This is a genomic window from Microbacterium testaceum StLB037 (assembly GCF_000202635.1).
Classification (GTDB): domain Bacteria; phylum Actinomycetota; class Actinomycetes; order Actinomycetales; family Microbacteriaceae; genus Microbacterium; species Microbacterium testaceum_F.
The window spans coordinates 3,070,871-3,095,610 of sequence record NC_015125.1 but is presented as its reverse complement, the minus strand read 5'-3'; the positions used below and the strand labels follow the sequence as shown (position 1 = coordinate 3,095,610).

At 68.3% G+C, this 24,740-nt stretch carries 19 protein-coding genes; 8 read left to right on the top strand and 11 right to left on the bottom strand.

Annotation, left to right across the window (positions count from 1 at the left end; all coding sequences use genetic code 11):
• Positions 1 to 2 precede the first annotated feature (2 nt).
• Genes MTES_RS14100 through MTES_RS14075 form a run of 6 tightly spaced genes read left to right on the top strand, consistent with a single transcriptional unit; the run spans position 3 to position 9,174 of the window.
• On the top strand, positions 3 to 1,778 hold the full coding sequence (locus MTES_RS14100; protein WP_013585944.1) for a glycoside hydrolase family 3 protein: 1,776 nt from the start codon (positions 3 to 5) through the stop codon (positions 1,776 to 1,778).
• Positions 1,775 to 4,822 (top strand): alpha-mannosidase, encoded by a 3,048-nt coding sequence (locus tag MTES_RS14095; RefSeq protein ID WP_013585943.1) that lies wholly within the window; start codon positions 1,775 to 1,777, stop codon positions 4,820 to 4,822. Before MTES_RS14100 ends, MTES_RS14095 begins: the two co-directional genes overlap by 4 nt.
• Complete coding sequence (locus MTES_RS14090; protein WP_013585942.1) at positions 4,819 to 6,015, top strand: Gfo/Idh/MocA family protein; 1,197 nt, start codon at positions 4,819 to 4,821, stop codon at positions 6,013 to 6,015. The genes MTES_RS14095 and MTES_RS14090 overlap by 4 nt, the downstream gene beginning before the upstream one ends.
• Positions 6,012 to 7,190, top strand: coding sequence for a DUF993 family protein (locus MTES_RS14085; RefSeq protein ID WP_013585941.1), 1,179 nt, complete (start codon positions 6,012 to 6,014; stop codon positions 7,188 to 7,190). The genes MTES_RS14090 and MTES_RS14085 overlap by 4 nt, the downstream gene beginning before the upstream one ends.
• A complete protein-coding gene (locus MTES_RS14080; protein WP_013585940.1) occupies positions 7,187 to 8,071 on the top strand; it encodes a sugar phosphate isomerase/epimerase family protein in 885 nt (294 codons plus the stop codon). The genes MTES_RS14085 and MTES_RS14080 overlap by 4 nt, the downstream gene beginning before the upstream one ends.
• Complete coding sequence (locus MTES_RS14075) at positions 8,068 to 9,174, top strand: glycerate kinase (protein WP_013585939.1); 1,107 nt, start codon at positions 8,068 to 8,070, stop codon at positions 9,172 to 9,174. Before MTES_RS14080 ends, MTES_RS14075 begins: the two co-directional genes overlap by 4 nt.
• A gap of 124 nt (positions 9,175 to 9,298) precedes the next feature.
• On the opposite strand, the gene MTES_RS14070 is transcribed toward MTES_RS14075, so the two are convergent.
• From MTES_RS14070 to MTES_RS14045, 6 genes are all read right to left on the bottom strand, one after another.
• The gene (locus tag MTES_RS14070) at positions 9,299 to 12,154 is read right to left on the bottom strand and encodes a polysaccharide lyase family 8 super-sandwich domain-containing protein (protein ID WP_013585938.1); all 2,856 of its coding nucleotides are present in this window, start codon (positions 12,152 to 12,154) and stop codon (positions 9,299 to 9,301) included.
• A gap of 186 nt (positions 12,155 to 12,340) precedes the next feature.
• Positions 12,341 to 13,183 (bottom strand): carbohydrate ABC transporter permease, encoded by an 843-nt coding sequence (locus MTES_RS14065; RefSeq protein ID WP_043361478.1) that lies wholly within the window; start codon positions 13,181 to 13,183, stop codon positions 12,341 to 12,343.
• Positions 13,173 to 14,144 (bottom strand): carbohydrate ABC transporter permease, encoded by a 972-nt coding sequence (locus MTES_RS14060; RefSeq protein ID WP_013585936.1) that lies wholly within the window; start codon positions 14,142 to 14,144, stop codon positions 13,173 to 13,175. Before MTES_RS14060 ends, MTES_RS14065 begins: the two co-directional genes overlap by 11 nt.
• Complete coding sequence (locus tag MTES_RS14055) at positions 14,141 to 15,427, bottom strand: ABC transporter substrate-binding protein (RefSeq protein WP_013585935.1); 1,287 nt, start codon at positions 15,425 to 15,427, stop codon at positions 14,141 to 14,143. The genes MTES_RS14060 and MTES_RS14055 overlap by 4 nt, the downstream gene beginning before the upstream one ends.
• A gap of 11 nt (positions 15,428 to 15,438) precedes the next feature.
• Positions 15,439 to 17,037 carry an FAD-dependent oxidoreductase gene (locus MTES_RS14050; protein ID WP_013585934.1) on the bottom strand — a complete coding sequence of 533 codons (1,599 nt, stop codon included), beginning with the start codon at positions 17,035 to 17,037 and terminating at the stop codon, positions 15,439 to 15,441.
• Positions 17,034 to 18,086, bottom strand: a complete 1,053-nt coding sequence (locus tag MTES_RS14045; RefSeq protein WP_013585933.1) for a LacI family DNA-binding transcriptional regulator — start codon at positions 18,084 to 18,086, stop codon at positions 17,034 to 17,036. The genes MTES_RS14050 and MTES_RS14045 overlap by 4 nt, the downstream gene beginning before the upstream one ends.
• Before the next feature lie 86 nt (positions 18,087 to 18,172).
• Between MTES_RS14045 and MTES_RS14040 the strand changes: the two genes are divergently transcribed.
• On the top strand, positions 18,173 to 18,712 hold the full coding sequence (locus MTES_RS14040; protein WP_013585932.1) for an SRPBCC family protein: 540 nt from the start codon (positions 18,173 to 18,175) through the stop codon (positions 18,710 to 18,712).
• 73 nt (positions 18,713 to 18,785) lie between these two features.
• Here MTES_RS14040 and nrdF read toward each other — a convergent pair whose 3' ends face one another.
• Genes nrdF through nrdH form a run of 4 tightly spaced genes read right to left on the bottom strand, consistent with a single transcriptional unit; the run spans position 18,786 to position 22,648 of the window.
• Positions 18,786 to 19,760 carry a class 1b ribonucleoside-diphosphate reductase subunit beta gene (gene nrdF, locus MTES_RS14035; protein WP_013585931.1) on the bottom strand — a complete coding sequence of 325 codons (975 nt, stop codon included), beginning with the start codon at positions 19,758 to 19,760 and terminating at the stop codon, positions 18,786 to 18,788.
• 47 nt (positions 19,761 to 19,807) lie between these two features.
• Positions 19,808 to 21,964 carry a class 1b ribonucleoside-diphosphate reductase subunit alpha gene (gene nrdE / locus MTES_RS14030; protein ID WP_013585930.1) on the bottom strand — a complete coding sequence of 719 codons (2,157 nt, stop codon included), beginning with the start codon at positions 21,962 to 21,964 and terminating at the stop codon, positions 19,808 to 19,810.
• Complete coding sequence (gene nrdI, locus MTES_RS14025) at positions 21,946 to 22,386, bottom strand: class Ib ribonucleoside-diphosphate reductase assembly flavoprotein NrdI (RefSeq protein ID WP_013585929.1); 441 nt, start codon at positions 22,384 to 22,386, stop codon at positions 21,946 to 21,948. Before nrdI ends, nrdE begins: the two co-directional genes overlap by 19 nt.
• Positions 22,387 to 22,414: 28 nt before the next feature.
• Complete coding sequence (gene nrdH / locus MTES_RS14020) at positions 22,415 to 22,648, bottom strand: glutaredoxin-like protein NrdH (RefSeq protein ID WP_013585928.1); 234 nt, start codon at positions 22,646 to 22,648, stop codon at positions 22,415 to 22,417.
• Positions 22,649 to 23,034: 386 nt separating this feature from the next.
• Here nrdH and MTES_RS14015 point away from each other — a divergent pair, with 386 nt between their 5' ends.
• The gene (locus tag MTES_RS14015) at positions 23,035 to 24,240 is read left to right on the top strand and encodes an MFS transporter (RefSeq protein ID WP_013585927.1); all 1,206 of its coding nucleotides are present in this window, start codon (positions 23,035 to 23,037) and stop codon (positions 24,238 to 24,240) included.
• Positions 24,241 to 24,319: 79 nt separating this feature from the next.
• Here the strand turns inward: MTES_RS14015 and MTES_RS14010 are convergent, their stop codons facing one another.
• Positions 24,320 to 24,724 (bottom strand): hypothetical protein, encoded by a 405-nt coding sequence (locus tag MTES_RS14010; RefSeq protein WP_013585926.1) that lies wholly within the window; start codon positions 24,722 to 24,724, stop codon positions 24,320 to 24,322.
• Positions 24,725 to 24,740 lie beyond the last annotated feature (16 nt).

The following is a 24,740-nucleotide window of genomic DNA, read 5'->3' as shown; positions in this document are numbered from 1 at the left end:
GAGTGACCCCCGACTATCGCAACCCCCGCCTCTCCCCGGGAGAACGCACGGCCGACCTGCTGCCGCGTCTGTCCCTCGAAGAGAAGGTCGGCTTGATGTTCCACACGGTCATCGAGTCCGGCGCGGACGGCTCGCTCGTCGAGACGACCGGTGCACTCAGCAAGTCGCCCACGAGCACCGTCGTCCTCGACAAGCGGATGAACCACTTCAACGTGCACGGTCTGGGGTCGCCGCGCGACGCCGCGCGGTGGGCCAACGCACTGCAGGCTCTGGCCGCGCGCACCGAACACGGCATCCCCGTCACCATCAGTACCGATCCGCGCCACGCGTTCACCGAGAACGCCGGCGCATCGTTCGCCGCTCGCGGGTTCTCGCAGTGGCCGGAACCCCTGGGCCTTGCCGCACTCGACGACGCCGACATCCTCGAACACGCCCGGATCGCCCGGGCGGAGTATCTCGCCGTCGGCATCCGGATGGCCCTGCACCCCCAGGTCGATCTCGCGAGCGATGCCCGCTGGGGCCGACAGTTCCAGACCTTCGGAGCGGATGCCGAGCGCACCACCCGCGCGATGCTGACCTACCTGCGCGGGTTCCAGGGGGACGAGCTCGGTCCGACGTCCGTGGCGTGCGTGACCAAGCACTTCCCCGGAGCGGGCCCCCAGCAGGGCGGGGAGGATGCGCACTTCCCCTACGGCCGCGAACAGGCCTACCGGGGAGGACGCTTCGCCGAGCATCTCGCGCCGTTCGCCGCCGCGATCGCTGCCGGGACGGCCGGAATGATGCCGTACTACGGCATGCCGGTGGGCCTCGAGCTCGACGGGGAACAGGTCGAAGAGGTCGGGTTCGCGTTCAACCGCCGCATCGTGACCCGGCTCCTGCGGGAGTCCCTCGGCTTCGACGGAATCGTCGTGACCGACTGGGAGCTGATCCACGACAACGTGGCGCAGGGGCAGGTCCTCCCGGCCAAGGCGTGGGGGGTGGAACATCTGTCACCCGCCGAACGCATGGTCAAGGTGCTCGACGCCGGGTGCGATCAGTTCGGCGGCGAGGAATGCACCGATCTGCTGCTCGACCTCGTCCGCACCGGGCGGGTCGGCGAGGAGCGGATCGACCGATCCGCGTTCCGCCTGCTCGAGCTGAAGTTCCGGCTCGGCCTGTTCGACGACCCCTTCGTCGACGAGGACGCCGCGGCCGAGCTCGTCGGGTGCGCCGCGCACCGGGAAGCGGGGTTCCGCGTCCAGGCGGCTTCGGTCACCGTCCTCACGGACGACGGGCTCCTGCCCCTCGCCTCCGCGCCCGACCGGCGCGTGTACGTCGAGGGGATCGCGGCCGAGGCCGCCCGCGCCTGGGGAACCGTCGTCGCCCGTCCCGAAGACGCCGACGTCGCGGTCGTCCGACTGCCCGCACCCTACGATCCGCGCGACGACCTCCTGTTCGAGTCCCTCTTCCATCAGGGCTCGCTGAACTACCGCCCGGGTCTGCTGGCACGCCTGGCCTCCCTCGCGAGGGTGACGCGCCTCATCGTCGATGCGAACCTCGAACGCCCGGCGATCCTGACGCCGCTCGTCGAGATCGCCGACACCCTTGTCGGGACGTGCGGCGTGAGTGACGAGGCATTGGTCGCGGCGCTCTCCGGCCGTGTCGCCCCCCGCGGTCGCCTCCCCTTCGAGATTCCCCGGTCCATGACCGCCGTCGAGGACTCCCCGGAGGACGTGCCCAACGGCACGGTGGATCCGCTGTTCCCCGCCGGCCACCGACTCGCGGTGTCCGCCCGATGAGTCTTCCCGTCGCCGGCCGTCTCGACCGCTTCGTCCACGAGACCCTGCGTCCCCTCAGGGTAGAGACGTCCGCTCCGGTCGACCTCACCGCGTGGCCCGTGCCGGGCGAACCCGTGCCCTTTTCCGAGGTCCCAGGCCGCGAGTTCCGTCCCTTCCGCGTCGGCGAGCCATGGGGAACGCCGTGGAGCACGCTCTGGCTGCACGTCACCGGCGTCGTCCCGGAAGACTGGGGCGACTCGGAGCACCACCGCACCGAGCTGCTCGTCGATCTCGGCTTCAACGAGCAGTCACCGGGCTTCCAGGCCGAGGCCCTCGCCTTCCGCCCGGACGGCTCGATCGCCAAGGCCGTGTCGCCCCGCAACGCGTGGGTCCCCGTGGAGGGCGGCGTGGACCTGTACCTCGAGCTCGCCGCGAATCCCACGATCCCGCCCGAATCCCACTGGCGTTCGACGCACCTCGGCGACGGTCCGCTACCGGAGGCCGCTGCGCTCTACACGCTGCGACGGCTCGAGATCGTCCGCATCGACGTGAGGATCGAGCAGCTGCTGCTCGACATCGAGGTGCTCGCCGGTCTCGCGGAGCAGCTCCCGCCCGGCTCTCCCCGCGCCGCCCGCATCGGCTCGAGCCTGTCGACGATGCTCGACGCCATCGACCCCGACGACGTCCGCGGCTCGGTCGACCGTGCGCGCGCGATCCTCGCGCCGGTCCTGTCCTCTCCGGCCGCAGCCAGCGCGCACACCGTTCTGGCCACGGGTCACGCCCACATCGACTCCGCGTGGCTCTGGCCGATCCGCGAGACGATCCGCAAGTGCGCGCGCACGTTCTCGAATGTGCTCGATCTGCTCGAGCGGCATCCGGATCTCCGCTTCGCTTGCTCCTCCGCCCAACAGCTGGCGTGGATGGAAGAGCACTACCCCGCCGTCTTCGCCCGCATCGCGGACCAGGTGCGCGCCGGGCGGTTCGTCCCGGTGGGCGGGCAGTGGGTGGAGCCCGACACGAACCTGCCCGGTTCCGAGGCGACGGCGCGCCAGCTCGTGGTGGGCAAGAGGTGGTTCCTCGAGAAGTTCGGCGTCGACACCTCGGAGGTCTGGCTTCCCGACACGTTCGGGTACTCGGCATCCCTCCCCCAGCTCATCCGTCTCGCCGGCGCCGACTGGTTCATGACGCAGAAGATCTCGTGGAACCAGACGAACCGGATGCCGCACCACACCTTCTGGTGGGAGGGCATCGACGGGACGAGGGTGTTCACCCACTTCCCGCCCATCGAGACCTACAACGCCGAGCTCTCCCCCGCCGAACTCGCCCATGCCGAACGGACCTACACCGATCATGCAACCGGCACGGTGTCGCTGGCGCCGTTCGGCTGGGGCGACGGGGGCGGCGGGCCGACCCGCGAGATGGTGGAACGGGCGTACCGCCAGGCCGATCTGGAGGGATCACCCCGGGTCGCCCTCGGCGCTCCGCGCGACTTCTATGAGCGCGCCCGCCACGAGAACCCCACACTGCCGGTGTGGACGGGTGAGATGTACCTGGAGCTCCATCGCGGCACACTCACCAGCCAAGTGAAGACCAAGCAGGGCAACCGCCGCACCGAGCGGCTGCTGCACGAGACCGAGCTGTGGGCAGCGACCGCCGCCCTTTACCGCGGTGCGCCCTACCCGAACGAGCTGCTGCGCCGCGCGTGGCGCCAGACACTCCTCCTGCAGTTCCACGACATCCTGCCCGGGAGCTCGATCGGGTGGGTGCACCGCGAAGCGGAGGAGGCGTACGCCGCCCTCGCCGTCGAGCTCGAGGAGGCGATCGGCGCGAGCCTCACGGTCCTGGCCGGTCCCGGTCGTCGCGCGTTGACGGCGAACTCCGCCCCGCTGCCCCTCGGCGGCGTCTCGGCCGGTGCGATCGCTCCCTCTCCCCCACCGCGGGCCGCCACCCGCCTCACCGCGACCGCCGAGCGCGGGTGGGTGCTGTCCAACGGCGTCGTCCGTGCCGTCGTGGACGCCGACGGCTTGCTCGTCGAGCTGTCCGGTCCCTCGGGGCGCAATGCCCTTCCCGATGGGGCTCGCGCCGCTCTCCTGCGCCTGCACCCCGACTATCCCGACAAATGGGACGCGTGGGACGTCGACGCCCACGACCGCGCTCGAGCGATCGACCTCGACGGCGCGGAGACCATCGTGGCGTTCGTGGGCGAGGACGGAGCCGGAGTGGTCTCGGCCACGCGCTCCGTAGGGGCGAGCACCCTGACCCAGACGCTGCGCCTCGCCGCCGACGCGGCGGGGATCGACATCGAGGTCCAGATCGACTGGCACGAGACGCACCGCCTCCTCCGGATGATCGTGCCCCTGGAGATCCACGCGGAGCAGACCCGCGCCGAGATCCAGTTCGGACACGTCACGCGTCCCACGCACACGAACACCTCCTGGGACGAAGCGCGGTTCGAGGTCGTGGCGCAGCGGTGGATCCACGTCGCGGAATCCGGGTACGGCGTCGCGATTGCCAACGACTCCACCTACGGCCATTCCGTGGAGAGGAGCCTCTCCGAGAGCGGCGCCGTCGTGACGACGGTGGGGCTGTCGATCCTCCGCGCCCCGACCTTCCCCGATCCGCACGCCGACCAGGGCCGGCATGAGATGCGCTTCCGCATTCGACCGGAAGCGACGTTGACGGATGCCGCGGAGGAAGGGCACCGGCTGGATCGGGCTCAGCGCGTGGTCCTCGGCGGAGAGGAGGTCCGTCCCCTGGTCTCCTGCTCGAGCGACGGCATCCGCGTCACGACGGTCAAGCTCGCCGAGGACGGCTCCGGCGACCTCGTCGTCCGCCTGCACGAGGCGACGGGCGGCCGGCAGGACGGACGGCTGACCTTCGGCATCCCGCTCGCGACGATCGACGAGGTCGATCTGCTCGAACGCCCTCTCGACGCCGCCCTCCACCGCGCCGACACGGATGCCGTGGACCTGACCCTCCGCCCCTTCCAGATCCTGACGCTGCGCTGCCGACCGGCGCGCACCACCGACCCCGGCCCCCGACGGCCGGCAGAGAGGCAGACATGACCCTTCCCACCGACACGACCGTCCGTACCCGCGAGATCGGCGTCATCCTGAACGGCGCCACAGGACGCATGGGCTACCGCCAGCACCTCGTGCGCTCGATCCTCGCGATTCGCGACGCCGGCGGAATCGACCTCCCCGACGGGTCCCGGGCGACGGTGAAGCCGCTGCTCGTCGGCCGCAACCGCGAGACCCTCGCCGAGCTCGCTGCCCGACACGACATCGAGGACTTCACCACGGATCTGGATGCCGCTCTCGCGGACCCCCGCTGGGAGATCTACGCCGACTTCCTCGTGACGAAAGCGCGCGCGACGGCGCTGCGCAAGGCGATCGCAGCGGGCAAGACCATCTACACCGAGAAGCCCACCGCGGAGAGCCTGGACGAAGCCCTGGAGCTCGCCCGTCTCGCGGCGGACGCCGGGGTCAAGACCGGCGTCGTGCACGACAAGCTCTATCTGCCGGGGCTGCAGAAGCTGAAGCGCCTGATCGACTCCGGGTTCTTCGGACGCATCCTGTCGGTCCGCGGCGAGTTCGGCTACTGGGTCTTCGAGGGCGACTGGCAGCGCGCCCAGCGCCCGAGCTGGAACTACCGTGCCGAGGACGGTGGCGGCATCATCGTCGACATGTTCCCGCACTGGAACTACGTGCTGGAGAACCTGTTCGGCCCCGTGCGGAGCGTGTACGCGGAAGCCGCCACGCACATCCCGGACCGCTGGGACGAGTCGGGGGCGCACTACACGGCTACCGCCGAGGATGCGGCCTACGGCATCTTTGAGCTCGAGGGCGGGATCATCGCGCAGATCAACTCCTCGTGGACCGTCCGCGTCCATCGCGACGAACTGGTCGAGTTCCACGTCGACGGAACGCACGGCTCCGCCGTCGTCGGCCTGTTCGGCGCCGAGATCCAGCCACGCAACGCCACACCCAAGCCCGTGTGGAACCCCGACCTCGAGGACACGCACGACTACGCCGCCGACTGGCAACGCCTGCCCGACAACGACGTCTTCCTCAACGGTTTCCGCCAGCAGTGGCAGGACTTCCTCGTCTCGTACGTCCAGGAGACGCCGTACGCGTTCGACCTCCTCGCCGGCGCGCGCGGCGTGCAGCTGGCCGAGGCGGGCCTTCGTTCGAGCCGCGAGGGGCGGAAGGTCGCGCTGGAGACCCTGACGACGGTGTCCGGGAGCGTCGCCCGATGACCGGACTTCGACTGCTCCAGCCGGAGGGCCGGGTCACCCGGACCGAGCTGAATCCTGCGCCGCCCTGGCAGCTGCCGACCTCGCCGCTGGAGAGCAGGGTCGTGTACGCGGCCGCGCACGTCGTGCCCGTCGCGTGGGCGGACAACACCCCCGGCGCGCCCGCGCGCATCGATTGGGACGCGACGCTCGACTTCCGGCGCTTTCTCTACTCGTGGGGTCTCGGGGTCGCCGATGCGATGGACACCGCGCAACGCAACATGGGGCTCGACTCCGCCGCGACCCGCGAGCTGATCGCTCGGTCCGCGGGGGTCGCGCGCGAGGAAGGCGGCTCGCTGGTCGTGGGGGTCAACACCGATCATCTCGATGCCACGAGTGCTCCCCTCTCGCGAATCGTCGACGCCTACGTCCAGCAGCTCGAGTTCGCGGAGGAACAGGGAGCGGATGCCGTGCTCATGGCATCCCGTCACCTTGCGCGCACCGCTACCTCGGCGCACGACTACCGCCGCGTGTACCGCGAGGTCCTGAGCCGTGCGTCACGTCCCGTCGTGCTGCACTGGCTCGGGGAGGCGTTCGATCAGGAGCTGGCGGGGTACTTCGGCTCAGCACGCTGGGAGGACGCGGCTTCCACGCTGCTCGAGATCATCGAGGAGAGCGTCGATCGCGTGGGCGGGGTCAAGATGAGCCTGCTCGACGCCGACGCGGAGCGGTGGGTCCGCGCGCGATTGCCGGAGGGCGTCCGCATGTTCACAGGCGACGACTTCCACTACGTCGACCTGCTCGACGACGCCGAGCCGGCGCCAGGGAGCATTCGCACCCATTCCGATGCCCTCCTCGGAGCGTTCGCCGCCATCGCCCCCGCCGCCTCCGCGGCGATCCAAGCTCTCGACGCCGGCGACCACGCGACATACCGGGCCGTGCTGGATCCCACCACGCCGCTGAGCCGGCACCTGTTCGCGGCCCCGACCCACTTCTACAAGACGGGGGTGGCTTTCCTCTCGTGGCTCAACGGGCACCAGCCGGCTTTCCAGATGGTCGGTGGCCTGCACTCCGCGCGGAGCCTTCCCCACCTTTCGCGGATCGTCGAGCTGGCGAACACGGCGAACGTCCTCGAGCACCCCGAGCGGGCGGCATCCCGCTGGCACGCCCTTCTGCGCGTGAACGGAGCGGACGCGTGAGCACTCACCCGCGTCTGTCGATCAACCAGGCGACCATCAAGCACGCGGACCTCCGCACTGCGCTGGAGCTGACGGTCGCCGCGGGTTACGAGGCGATCGGACTGTGGCGCGAACCGGTGGCCGAGGTCGGCCTCGCGACCGCATGCGCGATGCTGAGGGACTCGGGACTGCGCTTCACGACATCGTGTCGCGCCGGGTTCTTCACCGGGGCGGGGTCATTCGACGACAACCGCCGGGCCATCGACGAGACCGCGGCACTGGCGGCGTCCGGAGCTCCGGGTTCCACACCGACGCTCGTCATCGTGGCCGGCGGGCTGCCGTCAGGGTCTCGCGACCTCGCCGGGGCTCGCGAGCGCGTGCGCGAGGCGATCGGCGAGCTCGTCCCGCATGCCCGCGAGGCCGGCGTCACGCTCGCGATCGAACCGCTGCATCCCCTGTACGCGACCGACCGATGCGTCGTGTCGACCCTCGATCAGGCGCTCGATCTCGCGAGCCCGTTCGCGGCGGACGAGGTGGGTGTGACGGTCGACACCTTCCACGTGTTCTGGGATCCGGGAGCGATCGCCGCGATCGAGCGGGCGGGACGCGAGGGGCGCATCGCCACGTACCAGGTGTGCGATTGGAAGACCCCGCTCGCCTCCGACGTGCTCCTGAGCCGCCACTACCCCGGCGACGGCGTGATCGACTTCGCCGCCCTCACGCGCGCCGTCGAGGCGACGGGGTACGACCGCGACATCGAGGTCGAGATCTTCCACGCCGACATCTGGGCGCGGCACCCGCGGGTCGTCCTGGCCGAGACCGCACGCGCGTTCGAGGAGGTCGTCGCCCCGCATCTGCTCCGCGCTCCGGTTCCGGCCGACCGCCGCGGGACCACCGCGTGAGGGTCGTCCTCGCCCCTGACAGCTTCAAGGGTTCCGCGACGGCGGACGAGGTGGTTCACGCGCTCGCCGCGGGACTTCGGCGCGCCGATCGCTCGATCGAGACGGTGGCGCGCCCGATGGCGGACGGCGGCGAGGGCACGCTCGCGGCCTTCCTCACCGCCACGGCCGGCGCCGTCCGGCATCGGCTCGTCGTCGACGGACCCGCCGGCCCCGCTCGGGCCTCCTGGGTGGAGCTCCCCGATCGGACCGGCGTCGTCGAGTTGGCCGCGGTCAGCGGCATCGAGCTTCTCGCCGGATCGCTCCGCCCGTGGGACGCCCACACGATCGGCGTGGGGCAGGCCATCGCCGCCGCCCTCGACCAGGGTGTCGAGCGACTCCTCGTGGGCATCGGGTCGTCGGCGAGCACGGATGCCGGAACGGGGCTGTTGACCGCGCTCGGGGCGCGATTCCTCACCGCGGAAGGTCGGCCGGCCGCCCCGGGAGCGCGCGGGCTCCGCTCCGTGGCCGCGATCGACGTCTCGAGGCTGCGTGAGCTTCCGGTAGGAGGAGTGAGCGTGCTCTGCGACGTGCAGAGTCCTCTCGTGGGAGAAGCAGGCGCCGCTCGGGTGTTCGGGCCGCAGAAAGGCTTCACCGACGCCGAGTGTCGGCGCGTCGACGCGGATCTTCGTATGGTCGCGACGCTGATCTCGCGCGCGCTTCCCGCCGCCCGGCCGAACGCGCCGGGGGCCGGTGCCGCGGGAGGAGCCGGTTTCGCGCTCTCCGCGTGGGGCGGCGTGATGCAATCGGGAGCGGCCGCGGTGGCCGACCGCGTGGGACTCGTGGCGGCGCTCGCCGACGCGGACCTCGTCGTGACCGGCGAGGGGCGCTTCGACGGGCAGTCCGCACGCGGCAAGGTCGCGCAGTTCGTCCGAGACGCCGCCGCCGAGGCCGGAGTGCCCGTGGCCGTCGTCGCCGGTCAGGTGTCGATGGACGCCGATACGTCCGGCTTCGCGCAGGTCGTGTCCCTGACCGATCTCGCCGGCTCGGGCGTCGACGCCCGACGCGACCCGACGCGCTGGCTGCGCCGGGCCGGACGGGTGCTGGCCGAGCGCCTGCGCCCCTGACCCCGATTCCCGGCGACCCGCCCGCGTGACCGCTGAGCGAGCGGTCGCCCGCCGGGCGACCCGAGCGGCGACCCACCCGGCGCCCCGCCCGCACCGACAGCGCGCGGGCGGGTCGCCACCCTCGCTAGCCGCCCGCGGTCGGCACCAGCTTCAGATAGTCGAGCGCCAGTTTCATCCCCGAGGCGCTCGCATTCTTTCCCGTCGTCGTCAGCCGTACGAGGTAGCTACCCGGCTTCGTGAATGTGTAGGAGCCGAACGTCTGATCGCGCTGCGCGACATTCGTGCTCCAGAAGAAGTCCTGCGGGGCTCCCACGTTCGTCCCGTCGACCGATAACTGGTAGATCCCGTTGTCGCTCACCTTGAGAGCCCGTGCGACGACGTCGTACGTGCCGGCCTGCGGAACGTCGAGGTCGAACTCGATGTAGTCGCCCACGACGGAGTTGTGGACCTGGATCCTCTTCCCGCCGCTCGCGTTCGCGACGGTGGCGACGGAGAGGGACTTCGTCAGCGCGTTGACCGGGAGGGTCTCGGCCTCGTAGGTGCTCGGAATCGCGATCGGCGCCGGGTTGGGCTGCTGCGTGCCGTCGAGCGACAACGCGACGTGGAAGTCCTTGCCACCCGCCTTGTTGACGTTCACCTTGAGCTTTACCGTCGGCGTGTACTGCAGGACGGTCACCTCCGGATCGTGGGAGATCACGCCGGTGGCCGGGGTGTCGAGCGAGAGGTAGAGCTGACCGACGTTCTTCTGCGTCGGATCGGCCACCGAGACGTCGAGGGTCCCCGCGGTCTTGCTCACCATGACCGAGGCCTTCCGGTCGGAGGTGACGCCTCCGGCGGTCGTGACCTCGTCCTTCCAGAAGTTGATGCCCGTGACGTTCAGACCGTTCTCGCGCACGGCCTGGGCGGAGGGGGAGTTCTCGAGGATGGTGATGTCGGGGTTCGAGGCGTAACTGTCGACCTGCGCGCTCGTCTTGTTCGGCAGCAGCACGTACGAATAGGCGCCATCGGTGGGGTTGCTACCGTGGTCGAGCGAAAGCGAGAGGTAGTTCCGCGTGATGGGGGTGGAGTTCCCCCACTGCGACGACGAGTTGAGCTGCTTCCAGTTCCCCGTGCGCTGCTCGCGGAGGCCGCTCACGGTCGCACCCCCGGGGAAGTAGTAGCCGATGTCGGAACCGGCGACGCTCCCCGCCAGGTGCACACGGTCGACCCCCGCCAGGGTGTCCGACCAGCCGAGGGTGGCGGGCTCGGTCGCGCCGTCCACGGTCAGGGCGTTGTCGCCCGCCGCGTTGAGCTTGCGGTTCTCGACGATCGTCTCGGTGCCGATTCCGTCGGTGCTGGTGATTCCCGCCCCCAGGGCCACGATCTCGTCATCGAACATGAACCACGACTTCTTGGCCTCCAGCGTCCGATCGATCGTGTGCAGGTCCATCCCGGTGACGCCGTACTGACCCAGGACGCTCGCACCGCCGACCCACGATCTGTCCGTGCGGGTGCGCGCCTTCTGCGGCGTATTCTTCAGGACCGTCGTTCCGGGCAGCCGGTAGCTGTCGACGGTCGGCCAGAAATCGTCGTTGTACTGACCGAGGTCACCGTTGTAGAGGTAGGTCATCCCGTCGCCGGTGTGCCATCCCTTCGCGTTCTCCGCATTGATCGCCTCGTACGCGGCGATGCGGCTCGACGCCATGCTGATCCCGAAGCGGTATCCCGGTCGCGCGTGCACGGTGCGGTCCATGCCGGTGAACTGCCGGTTGAAGACGAGCTCGTCTCGCAGTGGAACGGAGGAGTCGTCCTGGATCGCCTTGGCCCTCGCGATGAGGTCCACCGAGACCTGGCTCAGGAAGGTCTTGTCCGCATCCACCGCCAGCCAGGCCTTGATCATGCTCTTGAAGGCGGCGGCATCCGGGGCGGACGACACCTGAGAGAGACGGAGGATGGATGCCACGACCGGCACCGCGGCATCGTCGTCCTGCACGCCGTAGCGGCTTATCTCCCGTCCGCGGACCATGTCCATCATGTTCCCCTGATACAGGAACGGCTCGAAGGCGTTGTAGATCCACTCGCTCACGTTCGATCGCTGGGGGTCGGTGACGTCCCACGTGGACCCGTTGAGCAGGTACAGCAGGTCGGCGATGCCGGAGAGCAGCGAGGTGCCGTAGCCGCCGTTGTAGGCGTAGAAGTCGTGCTGGACGAACGACCCGTCCCGCGTGAACCCGTCGCCGGAGGTGACGTACGGGAAGAGCGCGCTGAGGCCGTCGCGGCCCGCCGCGACGCGCGTGGCGTCTTGGGCGAGGATCCCCGAGATGGCGATGACCTGGCTCTCCCACAGACGGTTCGCCCCGGTCATCGTCACGGAGGGTTGGTAGAAGCTGACCGCCGCCATGTAGTTCGAGATCTGCGTGCTGGTGAGGTCGTCGTAGACGAGCGCCACGATGTCGTTCAGCGCGAGCGGTGCGCCGATCTGCCAGTGCCACCAGTTCTGGTACGACGGGCCGTGAGCGTAGTAGGCGTTCGTGTTCATCCAGTCCAGGCCGTCGATGAGGTCGGCTTCGAGCTGCGCGTTCCCCTCCAACGTCGAGCCGTGGGTCGCGTACGCGAGCGCCATCGACCGGAGGTGTTCGTAGGTCCGGGTCACGCCCGCGGAGTCGGTGCCCAACGGCGAGTCGTCCCAGAGGCGGTTGCGGTCCGCGTTCTTCTTCATCGAGTCCCAGGACTGCTGACCGGATGCCGTGATCGCGGCGATCCGCGCCGAGATGTCGGGGGCGGTGGTGTCGAAGATCGCTCCGCCGGTCAGCATGGTCGCGTACTTCTCGCGCAGGGTGGCGAACTCCGCCGCCGTGTCGACGGAGGCCGTCGCCCCGACGACCGTCGTCGTGGGCGTGGCGCTCGCGCGCGCGTCGGAGGGGAAGGCCACAAGCGCTCCTGTGATCATCGCGAGCGCGACGGTCGCCGTCGTCGCTCGTTTCATCGAAATGGTGAACATCGTTGTCCTTTTCATCACGAGTATTCGGTTGGGGGTCGTGCGTGTTTCTGTTACGTGGACAGGCTCGGCGAACCGTCGTCGCGAACCCGGCGGCCGAGCCTGTCGGAGCCTCCGGGCGGAGTTCGCGCCGGGAGGCGAGCCGGACACGGCGGATGGGCCCCGCGGTGTCCGGCTCGCCTGCGCCGGTCAGCCCTTCAAGCCCGTCTGGGCAAGGCCCTCGACGAACTGCCGCTGCGCGAAGATGAACACGATCAGCACCGGCACCGCCGTCATGGTCGCTGCCGCCAGCTGGACGTTCCACATCTGGCCGCCGTACGCGTCCGTGTACCGGGTGAGCGCTTGGGGCAGCGTGAAGAGGTCGGGACTCTGGAGGTAGACCGTCGGCTCCAGGTACAGATTCCACGTGTGAAGGAACGTGAAGATGGCCACCGCTCCCAGCGACGCCTTCGCGAGCGGCATCGCGATCCTCCACCAGATCGCCGCGCGGTGCAGGCCGTCGAGACGGGCGGCTTCCTCCAGCTCGACCGGCAACGTCACGAAGAACTGACGCATGATGAACGTCGCCAGCACGCTCGGAGCCCCGAAGGTCGACACCAGCAGGAGCGGCCAGTGCGTGTTGACCAGCCCGAGCTGATTGAACATCTGGAACAGCGGAACGATGGTCACCTCGGAGGGCACGAGCAGTCCCACGAGGACGATGACGAAGAGGAAGTTCACCCCGGGGAATCGGATCCGCGCAAAGGCGTATCCCGCCATGGCGGAGAACACCATCGTCGCCACCGTCACCACGACCGCGATGTACATGCTGTTCCAGTACTGCAGCAGGAACGGCTGTTCGGTGAGGGCGTCGATGTACGGCTGGATCGTCGGGTTCTGTGGCCACAGGGTCGGCGGGAAGGCGAAGATCTCGCCGATCGGTTTGAAGGACGAGGTGATCATCCACCAGGTCGGGAAGACGAACGGGATCGCGAGCAGCGACATCCCGATGTAGAAGAGGACCCGCACGGCGGGTCGCCGCTCAGTTCTCATAGAAGACCCATCTCTTGCGGAGCTGCCACTGCACGATGGTCAGGAGCAGGACGATGACGAACAAGACGAGCGCGAGAGTCGAGCCGTAGCCGAACCGGTGGAACTCGAACGCCTGCTGGAAGAGGTAGTAGACGAGCACGGTCGTGGAGATCCCCGGTCCGCCCTGCGTCAACACGGCGATCTGCGCGAACACCTGCAGCGACCCCACGATCGTGATGATGGTCGTCAGCAGGATCGTCGGAGAGATCAGCGGAAGCGTGATGCGCCCGAAGATCGCCGCCTTGCCGGCGCCGTCGATGGATGCCGCCTCGGTCACCTCTTTGGGGACACCCTGGAGTGCCGACAGGAACAGGATCATGTTCAGGCCCACGTTCTTGAAGACCTGGACGACGATCACGCTGATCATCGCCGTGGGGCCCTCGCGGAGCCAGTTCGGCCCGTCGACGCCGATCATCGCGAGCAGACCGTTGATACCACCGTCGTCCTGGAGCAGGAACCCCCACACGATCGTCCATGCGACCAGCGAGACGACGACGGGCGAGAAGAACAGGGTCCGGAAGAACGTGATACCGCGGACCTTGCGGTTGAGCAGCACCGCGAGAAGCAGTGCGAGGCCGAGGTTTCCGATCACGAGACCGATGCTGAACACCGCCGTCGCTCCGAGGACCGGTGCGACCTTCGGGTCGGAGAAAAGCCGCTCGACATTCTCCGTGCCGACGAACCGGAACGTGTTCGCGAGCACGTTCCACTCGTGGAAGTTGTAGTAGAGGATCAGAGCCAGCGGCAGGATCACGAAAGCCAGGATGCCGATGACCTGCGGAGCGACGAAGAGATAGCCGATCAGCGTGTCACCGCGGGAGAGGCGGCTACGACGCCGCTTCTCCGCCGGGCGCCCGGCCCCGGCGCGCGGTGACGCGCCGGCGGCCAGGACCACGGGGGCCTCGTCGAGGACTCCGCTCATTGCTCGAGGAGGGGGCCGATGGTGTCGCAGACGCCGCGCAGCGTGCCGGCGATGTCAGCGTCGGCGACCCACAGGCCGTCGAGCCCCGACCGCACTTCCTGCTGGATCTCGGCGGCGCCGGTGTGCGAGGGCCGCACGGTGCCGGAGGTGATCGCCGGGACGACGACGTCGGCGAGCTGGGCTTCGGTCAACACGGGGTTGGCCGCGCTGAGGGTCGCCGCCGTCAGCTGCGACGTGCGCGCCGGCGGGAAGTAGGCCGCCAGCTTCTCTGAGTTCTCCGGGTTCGTGAAGTAGGCGATGAAGTCAGCGGCCTGCTCGGGGTGCTTGCCCTGAGCCAGAGCCCCCAGCCCCGCCTGGCCGATCACCGAGTACTCACCGTCGGGTCCTGCCGGAAGGGGAAGCAACTCCCACGACGTGATTCCGGACTCCTTGAGGAGCGACGCGCGCGAGATCTGCGTCACCGTGAACGCGGCGTCTCCGGCGAAGAAGTCCGCGGTCGTCCCCGGTCCGGGCATGGACTTCTTCGTGAAGGCCGCGTCGTGCAGGAAGGTGAAGGCATCGACCATCTCGGGTGCATCGAAGGAGCACGTCTTGCCGTCAGCGGACCACGGCGACGCCCCCCAGCCGTTCCACACGGTGGACAGGTAGTCCCACTGCGTGTATTCGAAGTCCCGGACGACGAAGCCGGCCTTCCCCGTCGCGGCATTCACTTTGGCGCCGATGTCCGACAGCGTGTTCCAGTTCCACTGGCCCGATGCCTGGAGCTCCGCAGCCGTGGGCTGCCCTGCGGCGGCGAGAAGATCGTCGTTCGCGAACACGACGAACGGCGAGGTGGAGAACGGGTAGGCGGCGAGATCGCCGTCCTCCGTGCGCCAGAGCTGAGTCGCGGGTTCGGACAGGTCGTCGAGCTCGTAGCCCTCCGTCGACGACAGAGTGTCGTTGAGCGGAACCAAGGCTCCGGACGAGACGAAATCGGGAGCGGAGTTCTCGAGGAGCCACGCCATGTCCGGCGGATTCCCGCCCGCCAACTGGGTGGTCAGCGTCGTCGTGTAGCTGTCGAAGTCGAGCGGGTCGAACGTGATGCTCGACACCTCGGGATGATCGGCGATGTAGGCGTCCGCGATCTCGTTGAAGAGGGCGAGCTGCGCCTCATTCGAGGTCCAGACGGTCATGCGGAGTGCGACCGGCTCGTCGGCGCTGGGGCCGGAGCCGCTGCAGCCGCTGAAAACGAGTGAGGCAGCGGCGATGACGGCCGCGGCGCTCAGCATCTTTGCTGATTTCATGTGAATGCTCCTTAGTAGCCCGTGACGTCGGGCCAGTGCAGCTCGACGCCCTGCTGGGTCAGGCGGTTCTGGAAGGTGGAGAGAAGATCGCTCTGTGCGCGAACCTCACGCGGGGAGACCGAGTGCTCGAGGCAGAACGCGGCGAGCGTGCCTGCCACTTCGCCGACGTTCCACTCCACGGGGTGAAGGCGGAAAGCGCCGTTGGTGATGTGCGTGGTGCCGAGGTTCTTGCCCGCGGGTAGCAGGTTGTCCACTCGCACGGGGATCATGGCCCCGAGCGGGATCTCGTAGGGAACGGAGGCGACGTCGAGATAGTTGTCGCCGCCTGTCGTGGGATGAAGGTCGATGCGGTACATCCCGACACCGACCGTGTCGGGGTACTGCGCGGGTCGGGCGTGGCCGCGCAGCTCGATGGAGAGGTCCTGTTCGACGACGGTGTACTCGGCCACGATGCGCCTCGACTCCCGGATGTAGGGAGCCTGGGCGAAGCCGTCCGCCGTGCCCGTGACGTCGCCGCGCAAGCGGAGGCCGGGCCACCCCCGGCCGCCGTCCGGGCGCGGGGCCTCGGTCTGCAGCCAGTAGAACATCGCGAGCGACTGCCGCTTCGCGGCCTGACGGTGGGCTTCCGGGTCGGGACCGGTCAAGGTCCCGTCGAGGTAGTCGATCATCGGCCAATTGACCAGGACGATGTCGCTGTCGAAGGCGCCCGGGTCGAAGAGACCTTTGGCCAGGATGCGCCGGAAGGTCCAGAGCTCCTCGTCGCCTCCCCCGGCCCGCTGATCGGCGAGCATCGCCAGAGGATCCCCGTCGATCGTGGGGGTGAAGGTCCGCGTGAAGGTCTCAAGGGTGCGCGGGTGCGGGCCGGTGAGCGAGATCATCGGCGCGCCCCAGAACTCGGGCTGGCGCGCCCGCCACTCGTCGTAGTCGTCCGGCTTGTCGATGGTGTGGTCGCCCTCGACATGATCGATGACGAAGCACCAGCTGAACGCCTGCTGGTTCTCCGGCTGGGCTTCTTCGGGCGCGCTGGGCTCGCCGGTCTGAGCGCGCGATTCGAAGCCGGTGACGTGCTCCACTTCCGCGAGCGGGAGGAGATCGCCGAGCTCGGTGGCATCCAGAACGTAGTCGGCGGTGATGCGGGTCCGTGTCCCGTCCTCCGCCGTGACCTCGACGGCATCGATGCGGTCGCCCTCCCGGAACGCGGCGGTCGGTCGCACACCCCGCAGGATGCGAAGACGCCCGGCGGACAGGTGGGGGGCGAGCAGCCCCTCGATCACGGCGACTCCGGCACGGGGCTCGGCGCAGAGGCGGCTGACGAGACCGGCGCCCGGGTTGAGCGCGACCTCTTTCCGGGCGGCGGACGTGAGCGGATACCACAGTCGATAGTGATCGCGGATGCCGTCGCGGAGTTCGCGATAGCTGGCGGTGGCGCCGAACTGCTCGATCCAGGTGTGCTCATCCGGCGGGACCGCTTGGCTCGTCAGCTGGCCGCCGAGCCACTCGTATTCCTCGGTGAGGACGACCTGGCGTCCTTGTCGCGCCGCGGCGAGTGCGGCCGCGACGCCGCCCATCCCCCCGCCGACGACCAGGACTTCGGTGTGCAGTGCGCTCATGGGCGAGCCTCCAGGGTGGGCGCGCTCAGCGTCGCGCCGTCGATGATGGGACACGGGAGAAGGGTCCGCAGCTCGTCGGCCGACGGGTAGTCGTCGTCCGAGAGCAGGCGCGCGAGAAGGTGGACCGCGCGCTGTCCGAGTTCGGTGCGCGGCGGGTTCAGTCGCGTGAAGCTGACATCGTCGGGGCTCACGCGCGGCGAAGAGCCGAGTGCGATGATGCTCAGGTCGCGCGGTACTCCGTAGCCCTCGTGCAGCGCACGATCGTGCAGGCTCTGCGCGACCTCGGGCGACTCGGCGATCACGAGCGTCGGGGCGAAGGTCGTGATCTCGCGCCAGTCCGCTTCGAGGTCGGACCCGTCGCTGAGGCGATCCGCGAGAACCACGTCGGCCGCCGCCGTGGCGTCGAGGACTCCCTGATAGCGATCACGTACCGACTCGCCGTCGCTGTCCAGCCGGAGGTACAGGACTCGCCGGTGCCCGAGCGCCAACGCCCGCCTGACCACCTCGGCTGTCGCCGCGGTGTAGTCGATACCGACGTACGGGATGGCCGGAGTGTCGCGACGACCCACGGCGACCACTCGGAAGCCCTCGATGACGAGGCGCGCCAGCTCGTTCGGATCCATTTCGACACCGAGCAGGAGAACGCCGTCGGCGAGACGAAGGCGATTGCGCTCGTGGAAAAGCCGACGCCGCCCGTCGACCACGGGAGTGCTGGTGAAGAGCAGCAGGTCGCTTCCGAGCTCCTCCGCGCCGGCCTCGATACCGTTCAGCAGCGGCGTGTAGAAGTCCAGGCTCCGCGTCGGGAAGGCCGGCTCGTACGTGAAGACGCCGAGGATGCGATTGTCGACCCCGGCGAGGCGGCGGGCGGACGGATCCGCGACGTACTTGGTCTCCTCGATCACGCGGAGCACGCGCTCGCGTGTTTCGTCCGGGATGCGGATGTCTCCGCCGGTCCGGTTGTTGAGGACGAGAGAAACGGTCGCCTGACTCACCCCGGCGAGCTGGGCGATCTGACGCTGGGTGACACGACGTGACTCGGTACGCGACATGCGTCCTCCTTGACGCGACCCTGATTATGCGGATTATCAGGTGATGGATGCCACAGTAATACGCATTATCGCTCTCACGCAAGTTTTTGCGTCAGGTCGAGGCGGGGCTCACGCGGCAGAACGTCGCCGACGCCCTCGGCGTCTCGCACCAAGCCGTCCACAAGAAGTACGACGAGCCGAGCGGCTTCGTCACCGCGGTGCTCCACTCGCTCGATACGGCCCCGGAGATCATCGGCGAGCTCCTCACCCAGGCGGTCACCCTCCCGGCATCCACTCCGACGGCACCGAGCGACGACCCGCTCCACCGGTCCCCCACCGCGTTCGTGCCGGCGACTCCGGATGCCACCTGGGCCCTGATCTCGGATCCTCGACGCCACGCAGAGTGGGATGCGGTGACGGAGTCCGTCACCGCGGGCGGGTGGGCGGCCGGCGTCGAAGCGTCAGGTGACGCGCGTCGCATCGTCCGTCAGCGCGGCGCTACTCGGCCGAGCATCCCGGAGCGCACCGGCCGGCGGGCCGCGGCCCCGTCGCCGCCGCGCCTCTCGAACGCGAAAAAAGAAACGACCCCCGCTGACCTGACCGTTCAACGGTCAGCTCAGCGGGGGTCGCGCATCTGCGTGTCATGATCTCCCCCGGACCAAACGGCTCACGCCCGGAGGCGTCGGAGTCGGGCCGGAAGATGCCGAGACGCACTCGAACTCAGAAGTCCCAGTCGTCGTCCTCCGTCGCCTCGGCCTTGCCGATGACGTACGACGAGCCCGACCCCGAGAAGAAGTCGTGGTTCTCGTCCGCGTTCGGCGAGAGGGCCGACAGGATCGCCGGGTTCACGTTCGTCACGGACGACGGGAACATCGCCTCGTAGCCGAGGTTCATCAGCGCCTTGTTGGCGTTGTAGTGCAGGAACTTCTTCACGTCTTCACTGAGGCCGACCGCGTCGTACAGGCTCTGGGTGTAGCCCACCTCGTTGTCGTACAGCTCATACAGCAGCGAGAACGTGTAGTCCTTGATGTCGTCGCGACGGGCCTGGTCGACCGTCTCGAGGCCGCGCTGGAACTTGTACCCGATGTAGTACCCGTGCACGGCCTCGTCGCGGATGATGAGGCGGATCAGGTCTGCCGTGTTGGTGAGCTTGGCGCGGCTCGACCAGTGCATCGGCAGGTAGAAGCCCGAGTAGAAGAGGAACGACTCGAGCAGGGTCGAGGCGACCTTGCGCTTGAGGGGGTCGTCGCCACGGTAATAGTCCATGACGATGCGCGCCTTCTTCTGAAGGAACTCGTTCTCGGTCGACCAGCGGAACGCCTCGTCGATCTCCTTCGTCGAGCACAGCGTCGAGAAGATCGACGAGTAGCTCTTCGCGTGCACCGACTCCATGAACGCGATGTTCGTGTAGACGGCCTCCTCGTGCGGGGTGATCGCGTCGGGGATCAGCGAGACGGCGCCCACCGTGCCCTGGATCGTGTCGAGGAGCGTGAGTCCCGTGAACACGCGCATCGTGAGGGTCTGCTCCTCGGGGGTGAGCGTGTTCCACGACTGGATGTCGTTCGACAGCGGCACCTTCTCGGGGAGCCAGAAGTTGTTCACGAGACGGTTCCAGACCTCGAGGTCCTTGTCGTCCTGGATGCGGTTCCAATTGATGGCCTGCACGTGGTTCAGCAGCTGCAGCTTCTCAGCCATGGCGTTCCTGCGTCCTCTATCGGTGTGTCAGTCGGGTGGTCAGCGGCTCAGAGCATGCACGAGACGCACTCGGTCATGTCGGTGCCCTCGAGCGCCAGCTGACGCAGACGGATGTAGTAGATGGTCTTGATGCCCTTGCGCCACGCGTAGATCTGCGCCTTGTTGATGTCGCGCGTGGTGACGGTGTCCTTGAAGAACAGCGTCAGCGACAGGCCCTGGTCGACGTGCTGCGTCGCCGCGGCGTACGTGTCGATGACCTTCTCGTAGCCGATCTCGTACGCGTCCTGGTAGTACTCCAGGTTCTCGTTCGTCATGAACGGCGCCGGGTAGTAGACGCGACCGAGCTTGCCTTCCTTGCGGATCTCGATCTTCGACGCGATCGGGTGGATCGAGCTCGTGGAGTTGTTGATGTACGAGATCGAGCCGGTCGGCGGCACGGCCTGCAGGTTCTGGTTGTAGATGCCGTGCGCCTGGACCGAGGCCTTCAGCTCGCGCCAGTCGTCCTGCGTGGGGATCTGAACACCGGCGAAGAGCTCCTTCGCCTTGGCCGTCTGCGGCTCCCACACCTGGTCGGTGTACTTGTCGAAGAACTCGCCCGAGGCGTAGGTGGAGTTCTCGAAGCCGTCGAAGGCCGTGCCGCGCTCAATCGCGAGACGGTTCGAGGCACGCAGCGCGTGGAAGAGCACCGTGTAGAAGTAGATGTTCGTGAAGTCGATGCCCTCTTCGGAGCCGTAGTAGACGTGCTCGCGAGCGAGGTACCCGTGCAGGTTCATCTGGCCGAGGCCGATGGCGTGCGAGCGGTCGTTGCCGTCTTCGATCGAACGCACCGAGGCGATGTGGCTCTGCACGCTGACCGCGGTGAGGGCGCGGATCGCGGTCTCGACCGTGAGGCCGAGGTCGCCCCCGTCCATCGCGAGCGCGATGTTCATCGAGCCGAGGTTGCAGGAGATGTCCTTGCCGATGGTGTCGTACGAGAGGTCCTCGTTGTACGTGGTCGGCGTGTTGACCTGCAGGATCTCCGAGCAGAGGTTCGACATGTTGATGCGACCGGCGATCGGGTTGGCCTTGTTCACCGTGTCCTCGAACATGATGTACGGGTAGCCCGACTCGAACTGGATCTCGGCGAGGGTCTGGAAGAACTCGCGCGCATTGATCTTGGTCTTCTTGATGCGCGGGTCGTCGACCATCTCGCGGTACTTCTCGGTGACCGAGATGTCGCCGAACGGCTTGCCGTAGACCTTCTCGACGTCGTAGGGCGAGAAGAGGTACATGTCCTCGCCGTTCTTGGCGAGCTCGAACGTGACGTCGGGGATGACGACACCCAGCGACAGGGTCTTGATGCGGATCTTCTCGTCGGCGTTCTCGCGCTTGGTGTCGAGGAACCGCAGGATGTCGGGGTGGTGGGCGTTGAGGTACACCGCACCGGCACCCTGGCGGGCGCCCAGCTGGTTGGCGTAGCTGAAGCTGTCTTCGAGGAGCTTCATGACGGGGATGATGCCCGAGGACTGGTTCTCGATCTGCTTGATCGGCGCACCCGCCTCGCGGATGTTCGACAGCAGCAGGGCCACGCCGCCGCCGCGCTTCGACAGCTGCAGAGCGGAGTTGATGCCGCGCGCGATCGACTCCATGTTGTCTTCGATGCGGAGCAGGAAGCACGACACGAGCTCGCCGCGCTGGGCCTTGCCCGCGTTGAGGAACGTCGGGGTCGCGGGCTGGAAGCGGCCCGAGATGATCTCATCGACGAGCTGCACCGCGAGACGCTGGTCGCCGTCGGCGAGCGCGAGGGCGGTCATGACGACGCGGTCCTCGAAGCGCTCGAGGTAGCGCTTGCCGTCGAAGGTCTTGAGCGTGTAGCTCGTGTAGTACTTGAACGCGCCGAGGAACGTCTCGAAGCGGAACTTGGCACCGTACGCGCGGTCGTTCAGCTCCTGGATGAACTCCATCGAGTACTTCTCGAGCACGGTCGGCTCGTAGTACTCCTTCTCGACGAGGTAGTCGAGCCGCTCCTTGAGCGAGTGGAAGAACACCGTGTTCTGGTTCACGTGCTGCAGGAAGTACTCCCGCGCCGCGCGCTTGTCGGCGTCGAACTGGATCTTGCCGTCGGCGTCGTACAGGTTCAGCATCGCGTTCAGGGCGTGGTAATCCAGGCCCTCGAACCGCGCTTCGGTCTTGAAGTCCACGTCGGTCAGCTCAACTTCCACCATCGTTCCAATCCCTCGGTGACCCGCTCGACGTCGTCGGGCGTGCCGAATACTTCCAGCCGGTACAGGTGCGGCACGTTGCACTTGCGGCTGATGATGTCGCCGGCGAGGCAGAACGCGTCGCCGAAGTTCGTGTTGCCCGCGGAGATGACTCCGCGGATGTGTCGTCGGTTCCGTTCCTCGTTGAGGAAGCGGATGACCTGCTTGGGGACCGCGCCCTTCTCGACGCCCCGGCCGGCACCCCCACCGTAAGTGGGGGTGACCAGCACGAAGGGTTCGTCGATGACGAGGGGCGAATCGGTCGGCCGAAGGGGGATGCGCTGGGCCCGCATGCCGAGCTTCTCGATGAAACGTGCGGTGTTTCCCGACACGCTCGAGAAGTAGACGAGCAGCGGAGCCGTGGTCGCCGACAGGACAGCGCTCATGACGGGGGTCGGTGAGCCTGTCGCGGGGTCACGCCAGGCGCGACGCGAGCTCGTCGATCTTGTCGGGACGGAAGCCCGACCAGTGGTCCTCGTCGGTGACGACGACGGGGGCCTGAAGGTAGCCGAGCGACTTGACCTGCTCGAGCGCGGAAGCGTCTTCCGACAGGTCGAGCACGTTGTACTCGATGCCCTTCGAGTCGAGCGCGCGGTAGGTGGCCGTGCACTGAACGCACGACGGCTTGGTGTAGACCGTGATCGCCATTCTGTTCTCTTTCTCCCCTAGAAACTCATCTTCCGAACGAGCGGGGCTCGCCGGGACCTCAATACTACATATGGGGACGGACATCAGGTGGAACCACAAGGGGTAGTAGTTACACGAGTGTGATTTTCCACCGCTCTCCCCATATACAACACAGGTTGTCCACGATTTCATCCACAGGTCGTGCCCCTCTTCGGTGCCGCGCGAGGCCCGCCATTCCGCGGATCTCGCCGGGAGACCCGGCATCCATCCACAGCTCGCACGCTAGAGGGGGGTTCCGACATTGCACAGGCGGTGGATTCGGGTCTCCGGCGTGTCGCGGCGTGTCGCAGGCGAGCGTCGCCCGCACCTCCGACATCGATGTCGGAGGGGGGAGATAGCGTTATGGCGTGGCCGGCTACCGCGAACTTCTCCAGACCCCGGGCGTTGGGCGTATCATCGCCGCCCAGCTGACCGCACGCTTCCCCAACGGCATGACGAGCCTGGCCGTCCTGCTGCACATCGAGCACGTCACCGGCTCGTACGGCGCCGCGGGTCTCGTGCTCGCCGCCACGAGCGTCGGGCAGGCGATCTCGGGTCCGATCACGAGTCGGTGGATGGGCATCTGGGGCATGCGTCGCGTGCTCAGCGTGACACTCCTCGTGTGCGCGGCCGCCATCGCGACCCTCGCGCTCATCGAGATGCCGCTCCCCCTCTACATGGTCCTGGGCTTGATCGCCGGGCTGTCGACGCCCCCGATCCAGTCGGCCGTGCGCACCATCTACCCCAAGATGGTCAACTCGAAGCAGCTCACTCCCCTGTTCTCCCTCGACGCGTCGCTGCAAGAGATCATCTGGGTGCTCGCGCCCGTGCTGATCACCCTCGTCGCCACGCAGGTCGGCACCGTCCCGGGCCTCCTTCTCGTCGTGGTCATCCTGCTCGGCGGCGGCGCGTGGTTCATCCTGAGCCCCGAGGTCGGACGCGTGCGCATCCCCCGCAGCCGCCGGCGACTGGGCCGCGTGCTCGGCAAGGCCCCGGTGCTGCTCGCGACCGCCACGGGCTTCCTGTTGATCGGCGCGTGCGCCGCCGTCGAAGCCGGCGTCGTCGCGACCTTCGACCACGGCGGCCTCGAGGCCGGCCTGATCCTCGCGGTCTTCGCGGTCGGCAGCCTCGCCGGGGGCTTGTCCTTCGGCCACATCCCGATCGGTCCCTGGGCCATGGCCCGCCGCCTCGCGATCGTCGCGCTCGGCCTCTCGCTCACCATCGTGTCGCTGAACGCCTGGTGGCTGGGGGCGACCCTCCTCATCGCCGGAGCGGGCATCGCCCCGGCCCTCGCCGTGATGTTCGCGATGACGTCGGCGAGCGTCCGCTTCAGCGAGACGGCCGAAGCCTACGGCTGGATCAGCACCGGCCAGCTCATCGGCGCGGCCGCGGGATCCGCCGTCGCCGGCTTCCTCGTCGACGGCATCGGCCCGCAGGGCGCCTACGTCGCGGCCGCCGCCTTCGCCCTCGTCGGGTTCGCCGTTGCCGCGGTGTTCGTCAAGGGCTTCCCCGACCTCCGCCACCGCGACTCGAGCCCGATCCCCGACACCGAACCGGTCGAGACGATCACCTGAGGCGGGCACGTGCGGTCCGGGGCGTCCCCCCGGCACCGCAGTCACGCGGGTTCGGGACCGCCTCCGGCGCCCGCACCCGTCACTGGATCCGACGCAGCAGTTCCAACACGGCGAGCGCGTACGCGTCCGCGGGCTCGGGGTGCTCGAACACCACGTTCGCCCCACCCACCGCGATCTCGACCTCGTACGTGTCCGGCAGGCGCCGGAGGGAGCGGAACGCGCTGCGCAGCATCTCGCGCAGCTGCGACTCCGACGGCAACCACAGCGCGTCCTCGGTGGCCACGGAATCCAGCGCCCACTCGGTGGTGCCGTTGAACGCGAGGATGCGACCCGTCGGATAGTCCCGCGGCTCGACCGTCATCTCGCTGACCGTGAAGACGTCCGCGTCGAACTCGGGCTCGTCGAGTTGGAAGCGGTCGCCGGATCGCGGATGCCACACCAGCCCGGCTTCGCGGAGGGCGAGGGCCATCTCGGTCGAGATCATGGCATCCATTCTGCGG